General features: G+C 44.8%; 14 protein-coding genes. 13 read left to right on the forward strand and 1 reads right to left on the reverse strand.

What is annotated here, in order from left to right:
- The 4 genes from hutW to hutZ all read left to right on the forward strand — a co-directional run.
- On the forward strand, positions 1-1,353 hold a 1,353-nt coding region (gene hutW, locus FHQ23_RS07945), incomplete at its 5' end, for a heme anaerobic degradation radical SAM methyltransferase ChuW/HutW (protein WP_267963663.1).
- Positions 1,354-1,444: 91 nt separating this feature from the next.
- Positions 1,445-3,619 (forward strand): TonB-dependent hemoglobin/transferrin/lactoferrin family receptor, encoded by a 2,175-nt coding sequence (locus FHQ23_RS07950; protein WP_139613841.1) that lies wholly within the window; start codon positions 1,445-1,447, stop codon positions 3,617-3,619.
- Between the two features lie 65 nt (positions 3,620-3,684).
- The gene (gene hutX, locus FHQ23_RS07955; protein ID WP_139613842.1) at positions 3,685-4,191 is read left to right on the forward strand and encodes a heme utilization cystosolic carrier protein HutX; all 507 of its coding nucleotides are present in this window, start codon (positions 3,685-3,687) and stop codon (positions 4,189-4,191) included.
- A gap of 13 nt (positions 4,192-4,204) precedes the next feature.
- Positions 4,205-4,744: a heme utilization protein HutZ gene (hutZ, locus tag FHQ23_RS07960; RefSeq protein ID WP_176552281.1), complete on the forward strand. Its 540-nt coding sequence runs from the start codon at positions 4,205-4,207 to the stop codon at positions 4,742-4,744.
- Positions 4,745-4,789: 45 nt separating this feature from the next.
- On the opposite strand, the gene FHQ23_RS07965 is transcribed toward hutZ, so the two are convergent.
- Complete coding sequence (locus FHQ23_RS07965) at positions 4,790-6,004, reverse strand: pyridoxal phosphate-dependent aminotransferase (protein ID WP_139613843.1); 1,215 nt, start codon at positions 6,002-6,004, stop codon at positions 4,790-4,792.
- A 175-nt stretch (positions 6,005-6,179) separates the two neighbouring features.
- Here FHQ23_RS07965 and FHQ23_RS07970 point away from each other — a divergent pair, with 175 nt between their 5' ends.
- The 9 genes from FHQ23_RS07970 to accC all read left to right on the forward strand — a co-directional run bounded on the left by FHQ23_RS07970 (position 6,180) and on the right by accC (position 15,533).
- A complete protein-coding gene (locus FHQ23_RS07970) occupies positions 6,180-7,502 on the forward strand; it encodes an isochorismate synthase (RefSeq protein WP_139613844.1) in 1,323 nt (440 codons plus the stop codon).
- Positions 7,503-7,533: 31 nt separating this feature from the next.
- Positions 7,534-9,240 carry a 2-succinyl-5-enolpyruvyl-6-hydroxy-3-cyclohexene-1-carboxylic-acid synthase gene (gene menD, locus FHQ23_RS07975; RefSeq protein ID WP_139613845.1) on the forward strand — a complete coding sequence of 569 codons (1,707 nt, stop codon included), beginning with the start codon at positions 7,534-7,536 and terminating at the stop codon, positions 9,238-9,240.
- The gene (gene menH / locus FHQ23_RS07980; protein ID WP_139613846.1) at positions 9,230-9,982 is read left to right on the forward strand and encodes a 2-succinyl-6-hydroxy-2,4-cyclohexadiene-1-carboxylate synthase; all 753 of its coding nucleotides are present in this window, start codon (positions 9,230-9,232) and stop codon (positions 9,980-9,982) included. The genes menD and menH overlap by 11 nt, the downstream gene beginning before the upstream one ends.
- Before the next feature lie 19 nt (positions 9,983-10,001).
- A complete protein-coding gene (gene menB / locus FHQ23_RS07985; RefSeq protein WP_139613847.1) occupies positions 10,002-10,859 on the forward strand; it encodes a 1,4-dihydroxy-2-naphthoyl-CoA synthase in 858 nt (285 codons plus the stop codon).
- Positions 10,860-10,883: 24 nt separating this feature from the next.
- The gene (locus tag FHQ23_RS07990; RefSeq protein ID WP_139613848.1) at positions 10,884-11,906 is read left to right on the forward strand and encodes a PDDEXK nuclease domain-containing protein; all 1,023 of its coding nucleotides are present in this window, start codon (positions 10,884-10,886) and stop codon (positions 11,904-11,906) included.
- Between the two features lie 10 nt (positions 11,907-11,916).
- A complete protein-coding gene (menC, locus tag FHQ23_RS07995) occupies positions 11,917-12,909 on the forward strand; it encodes an o-succinylbenzoate synthase (RefSeq protein WP_139613849.1) in 993 nt (330 codons plus the stop codon).
- A 91-nt stretch (positions 12,910-13,000) separates the two neighbouring features.
- Positions 13,001-13,447 (forward strand): type II 3-dehydroquinate dehydratase, encoded by a 447-nt coding sequence (aroQ, locus tag FHQ23_RS08000; RefSeq protein WP_139613850.1) that lies wholly within the window; start codon positions 13,001-13,003, stop codon positions 13,445-13,447.
- A gap of 171 nt (positions 13,448-13,618) precedes the next feature.
- On the forward strand, positions 13,619-14,074 hold the full coding sequence (gene accB / locus FHQ23_RS08005) for an acetyl-CoA carboxylase biotin carboxyl carrier protein (RefSeq protein WP_139613851.1): 456 nt from the start codon (positions 13,619-13,621) through the stop codon (positions 14,072-14,074).
- A 112-nt stretch (positions 14,075-14,186) separates the two neighbouring features.
- Positions 14,187-15,533, forward strand: coding sequence for an acetyl-CoA carboxylase biotin carboxylase subunit (accC, locus tag FHQ23_RS08010; protein ID WP_139613852.1), 1,347 nt, complete (start codon positions 14,187-14,189; stop codon positions 15,531-15,533).
- The last annotated feature ends 64 nt before the right edge of the window (positions 15,534-15,597 follow it).

Raw genomic sequence — 15,597 nt, forward strand, 5'->3', positions numbered from 1 at the left:
GCCTTATCCAAGTCAAGTAGGTTTTTTTATTTCTTTAGGAAAATAAATATGGAATATGATATCAGTCGCTTTTTTGCCCAATCTGAAGGGATGCCGTTTTCTTCACGAAAGGCAACAATGCCTTGGGCAGGAAGTGCGCCGATTGATCGTTCAATAATTCAGCAGCAGTGGAATGACTTACAGCAACTTGATACTGGATACCAAAAAACATTGTTATATCTGCATATTCCTTTTTGTGAAACACACTGTAAATTTTGTGGGTTTTATCAGAATCGATTTGAAATAAATGCAGCGCAAAATTACACCGAATTTTTATTAAAAGAGATTCAACAACATAGTCAGAATAAAATATATCAGCAGCATCCTATACAGGCGGTTTATTTTGGCGGAGGCACGCCAACCGCACTTTCGACTCATAATTTATCGATTATTTTACAGGCGTTAAAAAATTATTTTCCATTGGCAAGTGATTGTGAAATTACGATTGAGACTCGGGTTTCAGAAGAAAATAAAGAGAAATTGGCTGCTTGTTTTGCCGCCGGAGCGAATCGGATCTCTATCGGCGTGCAAACTTTTGACACAGATATTCGACGCAAGCTTGGGCGGCAATCAACACAGGATCAACTCCTTGAGTTTATTGATTATCTAATAAAACTTGATCAAGGAGCAATTGTCTGTGATCTACTGTTCGGTTTGCCAGGGCAAACCTCTGAGGTATTAGCAAAAGATTTAGAATGGATAGAATCTTTGCAAATGGATGGGGTTGATCTTTATGCTTTAAATGTTTTACCAAATACAATATTAGGCAAATCTGTGGCGGTACAGCGTATTTCAATTGCGACTTTTGAAGAGCGGCAGCAGTTATATCTACAAGGATTAAAACAATTAACTGAATATAATTGGCGGCAAATCAGTAATAGCCATTGGGCAAGGAATACGAGAGAACGTAATTTATATAATCTGTTAATTAAAGAGCATTCGAATTGTTTAGCATTTGGTTGTGCTGCTGGCGGAAATATCGGGCGTTGGAGTTTTATGCAACAACGAGAATTACCTAATTATTATCAACAGGTTACCCAAAATCAAAAACCGATTGCAATGTTAATGCAAAGACCGTCTTGGGCTGATAAAAGTGCGGCCGTGCAGGGCGGCATAGAAAAAGGATTTCTAGCATGTGGACGTTATTTTAATGCCGAGGAATTATCGATATTAACGCCATTATTTGAGCAATGGCAACAAAGTGGATTGTGTTTATATCAAAATACATCGTTGAAATTAACACCGAAAGGGCGTTTTTGGGCTAGTCAATTATTAAATGCATTACAACAATTTATTTTTTTAAAAGCAGATTAAAGATAAAAATGCAATTTTATCTTTATTACTAAACCGTGTTGAGCTTATTTTTAACGTTATTGTGAAATTTACCACCTAGAAGGATAGTATTATGTTTAAACCCTCTTATATCGCATCGTCAATAATGATTGCTTTAATTGGCGGCAGTGCTGTGGCAGATGAATCGTCTAAAACACAGTTGGATGAAATTACTGTGTTGGCATCCGCCGTATCAAGTGCGGTGGTGATCAGTGAAGTCAGTGCAGAGAATATTGTTAGACGCTATCCGAATAATATTAAGTCATTGTTTCAGCAAGAACTTGATGTCTCGGTTAATAACTTATCACGTAGCAGAGCTGGTAATGATGGGATTAATGTCAGAGGGTTGCAGGGCAATCGGGTTGGGATGACACTGGACGGTATACCGTTATCTGAGTCACAGGAAAATAAGCTGTTTACCACGGTGGGAATGGCATTCGGGCGTGGTGATTTTATTGAGCCGAGTGGATTGCGCTCTGCACAGATTAAACGTAGTGGTTCAAATAGCGGCTTATCTGGCAGTGTGAATTTTAATACACTTGAACCGGAGGATTTATTAAAAGAACGGGCGTTGGCAGGGGTGCTTTCCAGTGCATACAGTGGTGTCGATCGCGGTATTGCCGGCACGGTAGGATTTGCGGCACAAAATGAACGTTATCAAGGGTTGTTATTGAGCACGTTGCGTAAAGGGCATGAAACGAAAACCCATGGTAAGAAGGGGGGGATCGGCACAAACCGTACCAAAGCTGATCCGGCAGATTACAAAAGCGGTTATGTTTTATTGAAAAACTATTACCAATTAAATGATAGCCATCGTATCGGGCTGATATTTGAATATTTGAAACGAGATACCGAACGGGATTTACAATCCCAATTAGGAACAATCAGTAGCCGTACCGGGATTACGAATAATCTTGCGGATACCACCACGGATACGGTTGTGCGCAATCGGTTTTCTTTAAACCATTTGTACAGTAGGGAGCAATTGCATATCGAAAGTGCGGTTTATATGCAACATTCACAAACCAGAAATCACCGTTTACGTCATACTATCTCAAACGGTGTAGCGATCCAGCGCCTGGATGAGGCAGAAAATAAGGACAAAATTTATGGCATTAACAGTAGTGTCCGTCACTATCTTGATACCACTTTGCCGCAAATTGTGCACTATGGTGTTAGCTACAACTATCAGGATTTAAGTAATCGCTTGATCACAACCAGTGCCGACAATCGCAAACCGTCGGCAGATACCAAGCAGATCAGAACAACGGCATTTATTGAAGATGAAATCAGTTGGGGCAGTTTGGTGCTGACACCGCACTTGGGCCTGATTGATTATCGTCTGAAACCGAGTGACCGTAACGGCTATATTCAACGGGCAGATGACTACGCTCCAATAAGCGACCAGCATAAAACCGCATTTTTACCGAAATTTGGACTATTGTGGGATTTGACAGACGAATTTAAACCGTATCTACACTATTCCAGAGGTTACAAAGCGCCGTCGGCACAACAGTTAACCACCTCTTTCGGCAATGATCGCGGTATGTTGAGCTACTCGATTGTTGGTAATCCACAGCTAAAACCGGAAACAGCAGATAATTTTGAGCTGGGATTTAAAGGGCAAAATGCGCGTTTGGATTACCGAGTTTCAGCTTATTATCACCGCTATAAGAACTTTATTGATTACCAAACCATGATTTCAAATCGAAATTTATTGGTGATTCAATATCAAAATATCGCTAAAGCAAAAGTTTACGGTATTGAGGCTGAGGCTAAATGGCGTTTTACTGAACAGCTTAGCGCAACGACTGGGTTCGTTTATTCCAGAGGAAAATCCATTGAGCAAGACGGCACAATCCGTCCGATCAATACTATTCAACCGTTGAAAGTGCGTATCGGATTGGCGTATCAAAGCGAGGGTTGGGGCGCGGATCTGTTGCTTACTCATGTTCGTGCCAAGGCGGATAAGGACATTGACGGCACAATGTACAATCCAAGCGTTAGTTATAATTTGCTTGATTTAGGTGGATATTGGCAACCGCTGAAGGGCTTGATGTTTACTGCCGGAATTAACAATGTGCTGAATAAAAAATATTGGAATTGGACAGACTTATCTCACTTAGCGGCTCGTGCCAATGAAACGGCTAATAATGATAGCAGTGCGGGTACGATTTCAGTGACCAATGCGGATGCCTACAGCGCACCTGGTCGCCATTTTACACTTGGCGTGCGCTATGAATTCTAGTCAGGTTTACTGAATAACTAAATGTTAAGTGTGGTTTAAAGAAATAATATATTAAGGAATAAAATATGGAAAAATTAAAAAAACAGGTCGCCGATTTATTGATGGAAAATCCCGATTTATTGACATTGGAGCTGGCTGCTGCGTTAAAACAACCAGAAGGCTTGGTTATTTTAGCGTTGCCGTCACCTTTTATCCGAGTTGTTGATGGTGTAGAAGCGGAAGCATTGTTGGGAAAACTGAGTGAGTGGGGCGAGCTGGTAACGATTATTGAAAAAGAAGGTTCCATTTTTGAAGTTTCCGGTCCGTTTCCCGCTGGAAAAAACGGCTATGGTTATTTTAATTTAAATATGAAAGGCGATAGTAATAGTGCCTTGCATGGGCATTTGAAATTAGAAGCAATCAAGAAAATTGTATTACTAAATAAACCTTTTCGTGGCAAAGAGAGCTACGCTTTTGTCTTTATTGCCGCAAGCGATAATGTTATTTTTAAAGTTTATCTGGGTAGAGATCGGCAGAGAACGCTGTATCCGCAGCAAGTTGAGCAGTTTAAACACTTATTTATACAACAATAACCAGGATATAATTATGACAGATCGACAAGAGCGGTTACAAAATCGTTTAGGCCCTGAAATTCAGGCAATGAAACAGCAATGCAGAACACTACTATTGGCAACCGTAGATGCTGAAGGCAATCCGAATATCAGTTATGCACCTTTTGTGTTAAATGACAGGGGATATTATGTTCTTATTTCTGATGTTGCACGTCACGCCCGAAACTTAAAACAAGTACCGAAAGTATCGTTAATGCTGATTGAAGATGAGGAGCGGAGTCGTCAGATTTTTGCCCGTCGCCGTCTTTCGTTTGATGCGACAGCAGAAATTGTGTCATACGACTCGATAGAATGGCAACAAGGCACACAGGCATTGATGGCAAGGCACGGTGAGGTGGCGCAGCATTTGTCTTCGTTGCAGGATTTCACCTTATTTAATTTAATTCCGGAGCAAGGATTGTTTGTCAAAGGATTCGGGCAGGCATTTAAAGTCAGCTCGGATGATTTAGTCGGTGCCATCCATTTACAGCAGGGACATCTATCGCGAGAAAAGCGTGGGCATATTAAGCGTTAATCTAAAACTGCGCAATTGAGCGCAGTTTTTACTGATTTTGTTTGGTCACTGCCGATAATTTGCCAAAAACCGTGCGATTTTATTAATTGCATCTTCCAACTGAGTTACATAAGGTAGGGTGACAATGCGGAAATGGTCCGGTTGGTGCCAGTTAAAACCACGACCGTGCACGATCAGTACTTTTTCTTGGCGTAACAGATCGAGCACCATTTTTTCATCGTCATACAGATTGAATTTTTTCATATCCAGTTTTGGGAACAGATATAACGCACCCATCGGTTTGACACAGCTCACCCCCGGAATTTGATTCAGCAGGTCATAGGCGAGATTACGTTGTTCTAACAAACGTCCGTTCGGCAAAATCAATTCATTGATACTTTGATAGCCACCAAGTGCGGTTTGAATTGCATGCTGCATCGGTACATTGGCACACAGACGCATCGACGCCATCATATCCAAGCCTTCGATATAGCCTTTTGCATTGTCTTTCGGGCCGTTTAAAATCATCCACCCTTGACGGAAGCCACAGCTGCGATACGCCTTGGATAAACTATTGATGGTAATGGTCAATAAATCTGGCGCAAGAGCAGCGATATGATGGTGTACTGCGCCATCGTAGAGAATTTTGTCGTAGACTTCATCAGCGAAAATCAGCAAATTGTGCTGGCGTGCGACTTCGGCAATCTCCAATAATACCGCTTTGCTGTACACTGCGCCGGTCGGGTTGTTTGGGTTAATCAGCACAATTGCCTTGGTGCGTGCCGTGACTTTGTTTTTGATATCGGCGATATCTGGAAACCAGTCCGCCTGCTCATCACACAGATAATGCACCGCTTTGCCGCCGGAAAGGGTTACCGCTGCCGTCCAAAGTGGATAATCTGGCATCGGCACCAACACTTCATCGCCGTCATTCAATAACGCTTGCATCGACATGGTGATCAACTCTGAACCACCATTGCCGATATAGACATCATTGACCGTAGAATCCACAACCCCTTTGGATTGGTAATACTGCACCACTGCTTTACGCGCGGAGTATAGCCCTTTTGATTCGCAATAGCCTTGCGCCGTCGGTAAGTTGCGGATAATATCGACCAGCACTTCATCCGGCGCATCAAAGCCGAACGGGGCGGTGTTGCCGATATTCAGTTTTAAAATTTTATGTCCTTCTTCCTCTAGGCGCACCGCTTCTTTGTGCACTTTGCCACGAATGTCGTAGCAAACATGTTCTAATTTATTGGATTTAGGGAAAATATCCATGGCTAACCCTTGATTAATGCGTTAAAAACAATCGGTGAAAATGAATTTATTTACTCTACGCTTATTTGCGAAAAATGGAAAGATTTAGTAAATATTTATTTTAAAGTGCGGTAAAATTAGCGTTTTCTATGCCGAATAGGCAAGGATCGAGGCGCTGAATTATAGCTCTTCGATTATGACGATTGGTTACTCAAAACAAGATTTGGACGTTATGGACTGTTGGCAACAGATAAAACAACAATTACGACAACGGTTGAATGCGCATGACTTCTGTGCGCAAAACTCGGCGATCAGCCAGTATCAGCTGGAATTTACGCCGGATTCAGCGGGCGACGATGTGTTGGCTTGGTTAAAAGGGCAATGTAGTTATCCGCAATTTTTTTGGCAAGCCAGAGAAAGCGGAACGCAATGTGTCGCATTGGGACAAGTAAAATATTTTACCGAGTTGGCAGCAGCGCAAGCATTTTTGACTGCCTATCCGGCGCAGCCTCTGCAATTGGTCGGTGGTTTGACCTTTGAGGGCAAGGCGCATTTTTATCTGCCGCGATTGTGGCTGGAGCAGCGGGCGCAAACATGGCACATCACCCTGACTTTGTCTGCGGATGATCAGCAAAGTGCGGTCGAGGCTTTCTTGCAAGGACTGTCTCCGCCGCTGCCATTGAAACAGGTTCAGACAACATTAAGCCTTGAAACGCAAAACTACAGTGAAAACGAGTGGCAGGCGCTAGTCGGCGAAGCCTTGGCTCAGATTGAGCAGGGACATTTTACCAAAGTGGTGCTGGCGCAGAAAAAAACGTATCGCAGCGATAGCGCAGTAAATCCCTATGATTTAGTGGCGCAGGCGCGTGTTCAGCACGCCGATTGTTACTATTTTTTGTGGGCGCAAACGTCGGAGCAGGTTTTTTTAGGGGCGAGTCCGGAACGCTTGTATCAACGTGATCGGCAACAGTTGATCACTGAGGCGTTGGCAGGAACTGCGGTCAGCAGTGATGATCCGCAGCAAACCGAGCAACAGGAACAGTGGCTGTTGCAAGATCGGAAGAATATTCATGAAAATCGCTTGGTAGTGGAGGATATTTGTGCAAAATTAGCGAATTTCAGTCATCATCTGGATATTGAAAGTTTGACCAGCCGCAAACTAAGTTATGTGCAGCATCTGGTACGCAAAATTGCCGCTAAACTTTACCCGGAAGCCGATGACTACGCCTGTTTGAGTGCGATTCATCCCAGTGCGGCAGTGGGCGGACTGCCGGATAGAGCCGCCTTAAATTTTATTGCCAAGCGGCAAAATTTTCGACGCGAGTGGTATGCCGGCACTTTGGGTGTGATGTCGTTGGCAAACAGCGAATTTTGCGTTGCGATCCGTTCTACCTTGCTAAATCAAGATAAAATAATGATTTTCACCGGTGCAGGTATTGTTGCCGGTTCCGTTCCCTTGTTAGAATGGCAGGAGATTGAACGAAAAGCGGCGGGAATTCTGTTGTTATTTCCGGCATAAAATTTCCCGTGAATAGAGATGGAGTAGAGGAATGTCAGTTGCGGTATTGAATCGCTGTTGGGCGAGAGTGGTTTTAGAAAGTATAGTGCGCAATGGGGTGCAGCACATTTGTATTGCGCCCGGTTCGCGTTCCACGCCGTTGACGTTGGAAGCAGTGCGACTGGAAGACGGACATCGTGTAACCTGCCATACCCATTTTGATGAACGCGGTTTGGGCTTTTTGGCGTTGGGCTTAGCAAAAGCCAGTAATACACCGGTAGCGATTATCGTCACCTCCGGCACCGCCGCCGCAAACCTTTATCCGGCAATTATTGAAGCGACGCAAAGTGGGCATAATCTGATCGTGCTGACAGCCGATCGTCCGCCGGAACTGATTGGCTGCGGCGCCAATCAAGCGATTCAACAACAAGGAATCTTCGCTGATTATCCGATTGCCAGTGTGAATTTTCCACGCCCAAGTGAAGATTATTCGAGTGCATGGCTGCTCAGCCGTATCGACCAGGCTTGCCATCAGCAAAAAATGCAGCATGGTGTCATTCATTTTAATTTGCCGTTTGCCGAACCCTTGTATCAAAGCGATGAAAGTGCGGTTCAGCACGCCGCTTGGTTAGCGGATTTTAATCGCTGGGCAAGTAAAAAACAGTCATGGATTGAATATGCTGAGCAGCAAAGCGAGGTGCTGATTCACGAAAATTGGGACTACTGGCGCACCAAACAAGGTGTGATTGTGGTCGGCAAATTGCCGCTGGAACAGAGCATGGGCATTTCCGCTTGGGCGGCGACCATGGGCTGGGTGGTGATCAGCGATATTCAATCGGGGCTTGAGTCGTCATTGCCGTATGCCGATATTTGGCTGGCGAATGAGATTGTTCAACAAAAATTATTGCAAGCGGAAATCGTACTGCAATTCGGCAGTCAGATTATCAGCAAACGGGTCAATCGCTTCCTCGCACAATTCAAAGGTGAATTTTGGCTGATTGAGGCATCACAGAAAGATCTCGATCCGCATCACCATCAACACACTCGCTTTAATGTGAAAGCGCATCACTGGTTGCGAGCCCATCCGCCGCTGCGCCAGCGTCCGTGGTTGCTGGAGCCGCTGGCACTATCGCAATTTTGCGCCAGCTTTATCGAACAACAAATCGGCGGTAATTTAAACGAAGCGTCGTTGGCGCATCATGTCAGTCGTGTGTTGCCGAGCAACGGATCGTTGTTTTTGGGCAACAGCTTGTTTGTCCGTTTGGTGGATGCACTCTGCAAGCTGCCGGAAGGCTATCCGGTTTACACCAATCGCGGTGCCAGCGGTATTGATGGTTTGTTGGCAACCGCCGCAGGGGTGGCAATCGGTACGAATCAACCGCTGGTCGCGATGATCGGTGATATTTCAACGCTCTATGATCTGAACTCGCTGGCGCTGTTTAAGCAAGTCAAGCAACCGACGATCCTGTTTGTGATCAACAACAACGGCGGTGCCATTTTTGATATGTTGCCGGTCGATGAAAGCGTGAAAGAGCAGTTTTATCGTTTAGGACACGGGCTGGATTTCTCACAAGCAGCGGCAATGTTCAATATTAACTACAGCCGTCCCTATACCTGGGCGGATCTGAATTCGGTATTGAAACAGGCTTATGGGCGCAAAGAGACGAGCATCATCGAAATTAAAGTCAATCCGAACGATGGCAGTAAAATTTATAAATCACTGATTGAACAAATTGCCGGAGCGCAGATTGGCAGTTAACGGCGAGCAGCGACAGCCCTGTTTGGTTTTTCTACACGGTTTGTTAGGCACGCAAGCTGATTGGCAGCCAGTAGTCGATCGTTTACCGCACTTTCATTGCGTTAGTTTAGATTTGCCATTGCACGGGGCGCAAAAAGCAGCAATTGTCGCTGATTTCGCACAAACTTGTCGTTATTTGGCAGAAAAAATCCAAAGTGCGGTGGGTGACAAGCCCTATTGGTTAATTGGTTATTCACTCGGTGGACGAATTGCACTGTATTATGCGTTGCAAGCCCAAATTGAACGTGGCAATTTGCAAGGGCTGATTGTTGAAGGAGCCAATTTAGGCTTGCATACAGAAGCTGAAAAACAAGGGCGGTGGTTGAGCGATCAGGCGTGGGCGCAGCGTTTCAGCACCGAGCCGCCAAGTGCGGTATTGAATGACTGGTATCAACAAGCGGTGTTTAGCCACTTGAATTTAGCACAACGGCAAGCGTTAATTGAAAAACGTGCGTCGAATTGCGGTGTAAATATCGCGCAAATGTTGTTGGCAACCTCGTTGGCAAAACAGCCCAATTTAGTCGCTAAAGTGCGGTCAACGGATTTGCCGATTCATTTTTTTTGCGGTGAACACGATCAAAAATTTCGTACACAGGCACAACAAAATCGGTTAAATTTAACCCTGATTCAACAGGCAGGACACAACGGCCATCTTGAAAATCCCGATGATTTTGCGGCAAAGCTGACCGCACTTTTAGTTTAAAATATAAGAAGGAAACAGTATGTTATACCCAAGCGAAGCATTTTTATACGCCCCGGTCGAATGGCAGGATTGCAGCAACGGCTACAATGATATTTTGTATCACAAATCCGCCGACGGTATCGCCAAAATCACCATCAACCGCCCGGAAGTGCGCAATGCGTTCCGTCCACAAACGGTGAAAGAGATGATTACCGCCTTTGCTGATGCCCGTTTTGATGAAAAAATCGGCGTGATCGTGCTGACCGGACAGGGTGAAAAAGCCTTTTGTGCCGGTGGTGATCAGAAAGTGCGTGGCGACTACGGCGGTTATCAAGACGAAGCCGGGGTACATCACTTAAATGTGTTGGATTTTCAACGCGATATCCGTAGCTGCCCGAAACCGGTGGTGGCGATGGTTGCCGGTTATGCGATCGGCGGCGGTCATGTATTGCATATGCTGTGTGATTTAACCATTGCGGCGGAAAATGCAATGTTCGGTCAAACCGGACCGAAAGTCGGCTCATTCGACGGCGGTTGGGGCGCATCGTATATGGCGCGGATCGTCGGGCAGAAAAAAGCGCGTGAAATCTGGTTCTTATGCCGCCAATATAGCGCGCAAGAGGCGTTGGAAATGGGCTTGGTCAACACTGTTGTGCCATATGCCGATTTGGAAAAAGAGACCGTGCGCTGGTGTCGCGAAATGCTGCAAAACAGCCCGATTGCACTGCGTTGTTTAAAAGCGGCATTAAACGCCGACTGTGACGGACAAGCGGGATTGCAAGAGCTCGCCGGCAATGCCACCATGCTGTTCTACATGACTGAAGAGGGACAAGAAGGACGCAACGCCTTCAACCAAAAACGCGAACCGGATTTCAGCAAGTTTAAGCGTAATCCGTAGTTTTCCTAAAAGGAATAATAATCTATGCCTATAACTGATTTAAGTGGTGATTACGCTGATTTATTATGTTCAGTGAAAGAACGAGTGCGCGATGCACAGTATAACGCATTGCGTGCTGCGAACTCTGCACTTGTTGAGCTGTATTGGGACTTAGGCAAGCTATTGGTTGAGCGCAAAGCTGATGAGGGATGGGGAAAATCGATTGTTCAGAAATTAGTGATTGATTTAAAGAAAAGTTTTCCTGATGTTACAGGATTTTCATCTTCTAATTTATGGCGAATGAAGGCTTTCTTTGAGAAATACTCAGCCTATGAAAAACTCGTGCCACTGGTGCGAGAAATTAGTTGGAGCCACAATCTTATTATTCTTGAACGCTGTTCAGATATGCAAGAACGCGAGTTTTACCTCAAAATGAGTCGAAAATTTGGTTGGTCAAAAAAAGTATTGATCCACCAAATCGAAAATCAAAGCTATGAAAAAGCGTTGCTTGGACAAACTAATTTTGATAAAACGCTGCCTGAAACCGTTCGTAATCAGGCGAAATTAGCCGTTAAAGATGATTATCTTTTTGATTTTTTAGATTTGAGTGAGCTACACACTGAATCAGCTTTAGAACGAGCATTGATTGCTAAAGTAGAGGATTTTCTGCGTGCGATGGGTGGAATGTTTGCCTTTATGGGAAGCCAGTATCGTTTAGAAGTGGATGGACGAGATTTTTTTATTGATTTATTACTTTTTCATCGTAAATTACGCTGTTTGATTGCCATTGAACTCAAAATTGGAGAATTTAAACCCGAATATATTGGCAAAATGCAATTTTATTTAACCGCACTTGATAATATGATTCGTCAGCCGGATGAAAATCCATCTATTGGGATTATTCTTTGTAAGGAAAAAAGCCGGACTATTGTTGAATATACGCTACACGATGCGAAAAAACCTATTGGTGTCGCAACTTATCAAATTACCCGAACTCTTCCTTCTGATTTAAAAGGGCAACTACCGCCACCAGAAGAAATTGTCGCATTATTGGAAGATATTCATTAAAGGAGTTGTTATGACCACTCGCAGTTATCAGCTTTATCGTTATTCAATCCCGGTCGATTCGCAGGTGGTGCTGCGTAATCGCTTTTTGAAACGGCGCGAAGGGCTGTTGGTGCAGGTAAAGTGCGGTCAGCACGAAGGTTGGGGCGAGATTGCGCCATTGCCGGAATTTAGTGTTGAAACGTTGGAACAGGCGCAGGTGCAGACCGCACTTTGGTTGCGGCAGTGGGACGAAGCACGCAGTTGTAATCAAAAATTAGTGCTAGACGGTTTATATCCGTCGGTGGCATTTGGCTTGAGCTGTGCTTTGGCGGAGATGAAAGGTGAATTAGGGGAAGAAGGGAATTATCAGGCAGCACCGCTGTGTTACGGTGATCCTGATGAATTGTATCAACAACTTGATCAAATGCCGGGTGAAAAAGTCGCGAAAGTCAAAGTCGGTCTGTACGAAGCCAATCGTGACGGTTTGATTACCGATATGTTGCTGGAAGCAGTGCCGGATCTCAAATTACGCTTGGATGCTAACCGCTCGTGGACACCGGCAAAAGCGCAGCAATTTGCCAAATACGTCAAACCGGAGCATCGTGCCAGAATTCAATTTTTGGAAGAACCATGCAAAACCCGTGACGAAAGCCGCCAATTTGCCGCAGAAACTGGGATTGCGATTGCGTGGGACGAATCGGTGCGCGAGGCGGATTTTGTCGTGCAGGCGGAACCGCACTTGACGGCAATAGTGATTAAACCAAGCTTAGTCGGTTCATTGCAGCGTTGTATAGAACTGATTCAACAGGCACAGCAACAAGGGATCATGGCGGTGATCAGCTCGTCGATTGAGTCTAGTTTTGGCTTAACCCAACTGGCTAGAATTGCACAACAATATACGCCAAATGTGATTCCGGGCTTGGATACTTTGGATTTGATGGATTTTCAACTGATCCGCCATTGGCAAGGCTCAAATTTGCCGATTGTGGAATTAGACAGCGAATGGGTAACTAAAGTCTTATAATCATCGCTGATATTCCCAAATTGAGCAGAATGTTGGTATAATCCTGAAATAGTCACATGACGAAATTATTTATTTAAACGGAATAAATAGCATGGCACAGAAAATTCTTGTTTTAAACGGCCCAAATCTAAATATGTTGGGTAAACGTGAGCCGCAGCATTACGGTAGTTTAAGTCTGACGGACATTGAACAGCAATTGCAACAACAGGCAACCGCACTTGGGCTAGAATTGGATTGTTTTCAAAGCAACAGCGAAGAAAAGCTGATTAATAAAATTCACCAAGCCTTTGAGCAAGTGGATTTTATCCTGATTAATCCGGCGGCATTCACCCACACCAGTGTGGCGCTGCGTGATGCGTTGTTGGCGGTGAATATTCCGTTTGTTGAAATTCACCTATCGAATGTACATGCGCGCGAACCGTTCCGTCATCACTCTTATCTGAGTGACAAGGCGGTCGGGATTGTTTGTGGTTTAGGTGCAAAAGGCTATCAATTCGGACTGGAGTTTGCTTGGGATTATTTAAGCAAAAAACAGTGATTTTCGACAAAATTGCGCTAAAAGTGCAGATTTATATCGCAAATACGCGAAAATTCAGGTAATCTCTGCGTTTAATATAACCTGAATAAAATGATCGAAGTTTACCCTTTGTAGCAAAATTGCTGGTAAAGCGATCAGTGTGATTTACATTTCAATCAGCGGAATCAAAACATGGATATTCGTAAAATTAAAAAATTAATTGAGTTGGTCGAAGAGTCGGGCATTATGGAAATTGAAATTTCCGAAGGCGAAGAGTCGGTACGCATCAGTCGTGGCACCCCTGCACCGGCAGCTGTGCAATATACTTTGCCTGCGGCAGCGCCTGTAGCCGCTCCGGCACCAACTGCTGCACCGGCAGCTGTAGCCGCCGCGCCGGTGGCGACCGAAATCGTAGGGCATGCCGTGCGCTCGCCAATGGTTGGTACCTTCTACCGCAGCCCTAGTCCGGAAGCCGCTGCTTTCGTTGAGGTCGGCAGCGTGGTGAAAGTCGGCGACGCATTGTGTATCGTTGAAGCGATGAAAATGATGAACCGCATCGAAGCGGACAAAGCCGGGGTGGTGAAAGCTATTTTGGTTAATGACGGCGAAGCGGTTGAATTTGATCAATCGCTGATCATCATTGAGTAATCAATCTGCCTGTCGGTAATCGCTTTTGACCGCACTTTCGATCAAAGGCAAAGGATTCTCAACATAAAGAATTCTCAATATAAAGAACTTTCAACATTAAGCGGATAATCGTATGTTAGAAAAAGTTGTTATTGCCAACCGCGGTGAAATCGCATTGCGTATTTTGCGCGCTTGTAAAGAGTTGGGCATTAAAACCGTCGCCGTTCATTCTACGGCAGATCGGGATCTAAAACACGTTCTGTTGGCTGATGAACGTATTTGTATCGGACCGGCGCCCTCCAGTAAAAGTTATCTGAATATTCCGGCGCTGATTGCCTCAGCAGAAGTGAGCGGTGCCGATGCCATTCATCCAGGCTACGGTTTCTTGTCGGAAAATGCAGATTTTGCCGAACAGGTGGAGCGTTCTGGTTTTATTTTTATCGGTCCGACCGCTGATGTGATTCGCTTAATGGGCGATAAAGTCTCGGCGATTAATGCGATGAAAGCCGCTGGCGTACCTTGTGTGCCGGGTTCTGACGGTCCGGTCGGCAATGATGCCAAGAAGAATAAAGAGATTGCTGAGCGTATCGGTTATCCGGTGATTATTAAAGCCTCAGGCGGTGGTGGCGGTCGCGGTATGCGCGTGGTGCGTTCTGCCAATGAGTTGGAAGAGTCGATTGCGATGACTAAGTCTGAGGCGAAAGCGGCGTTCAATAATGACGTGGTTTACATGGAAAAATACTTGGAAAATCCACGCCATGTGGAAATTCAAGTATTAGCCGATACGCACGGTAATGCGGTTTATCTTGCTGAGCGTGATTGCTCGATGCAGCGTCGCCACCAAAAAGTAGTGGAAGAGGCACCGGCACCGGGTATTAGCGAAGAGCTGCGTCGTGACATCGGCAGCCGTTGCGCCAAAGCTTGTGTTGAAATCGGCTATCGTGGCGCCGGTACTTTTGAATTCTTATATGAAAACGGTGAGTTCTATTTTATTGAAATGAACACCCGTATTCAGGTTGAACATCCGGTAACCGAAATGATCACCGGTATTGATTTGGTGAAAGAGCAGTTGCGGATTGCTTCCGGTTTGCCATTGTCGTTTACTCAAGACGATGTAAAAGTGAAAGGACATGCGATTGAATGCCGTATCAATGCCGAAGATCCGCGCAACTTCCTGCCGTCACCGGGCAAAGTAACCCGTTTGCATACGCCGGGTGGCTTTGGTATTCGTTGGGATTCCCATATTTATGATGGTTACACCGTGCCACCGCACTATGATTCAATGATTGCCAAGCTGATCAGCTATGGTGAGAATCGTGCCGAAGCGATTAGTCGAATGCGTAATGCGTTGTCAGAAGTGATTATCGAAGGCCTAAAAACCAATATTCCTATTCACGAATTGATTATGGACGATCCGAATTTCCAACAAGGTGGTACTAATATTCATTACCTTGAGAAAAAATTAGGTATGCACGATTAATTCGGTGAAAAAAATAGCAAAATGAAGTGGAATCAAATGATTCCACTTTTTTCATGGATTCTTT

The sequence above is a fragment of the Testudinibacter crocodili genome (genome assembly GCF_006228025.1).
GTDB lineage: Bacteria > Pseudomonadota > Gammaproteobacteria > Enterobacterales > Pasteurellaceae > Chelonobacter.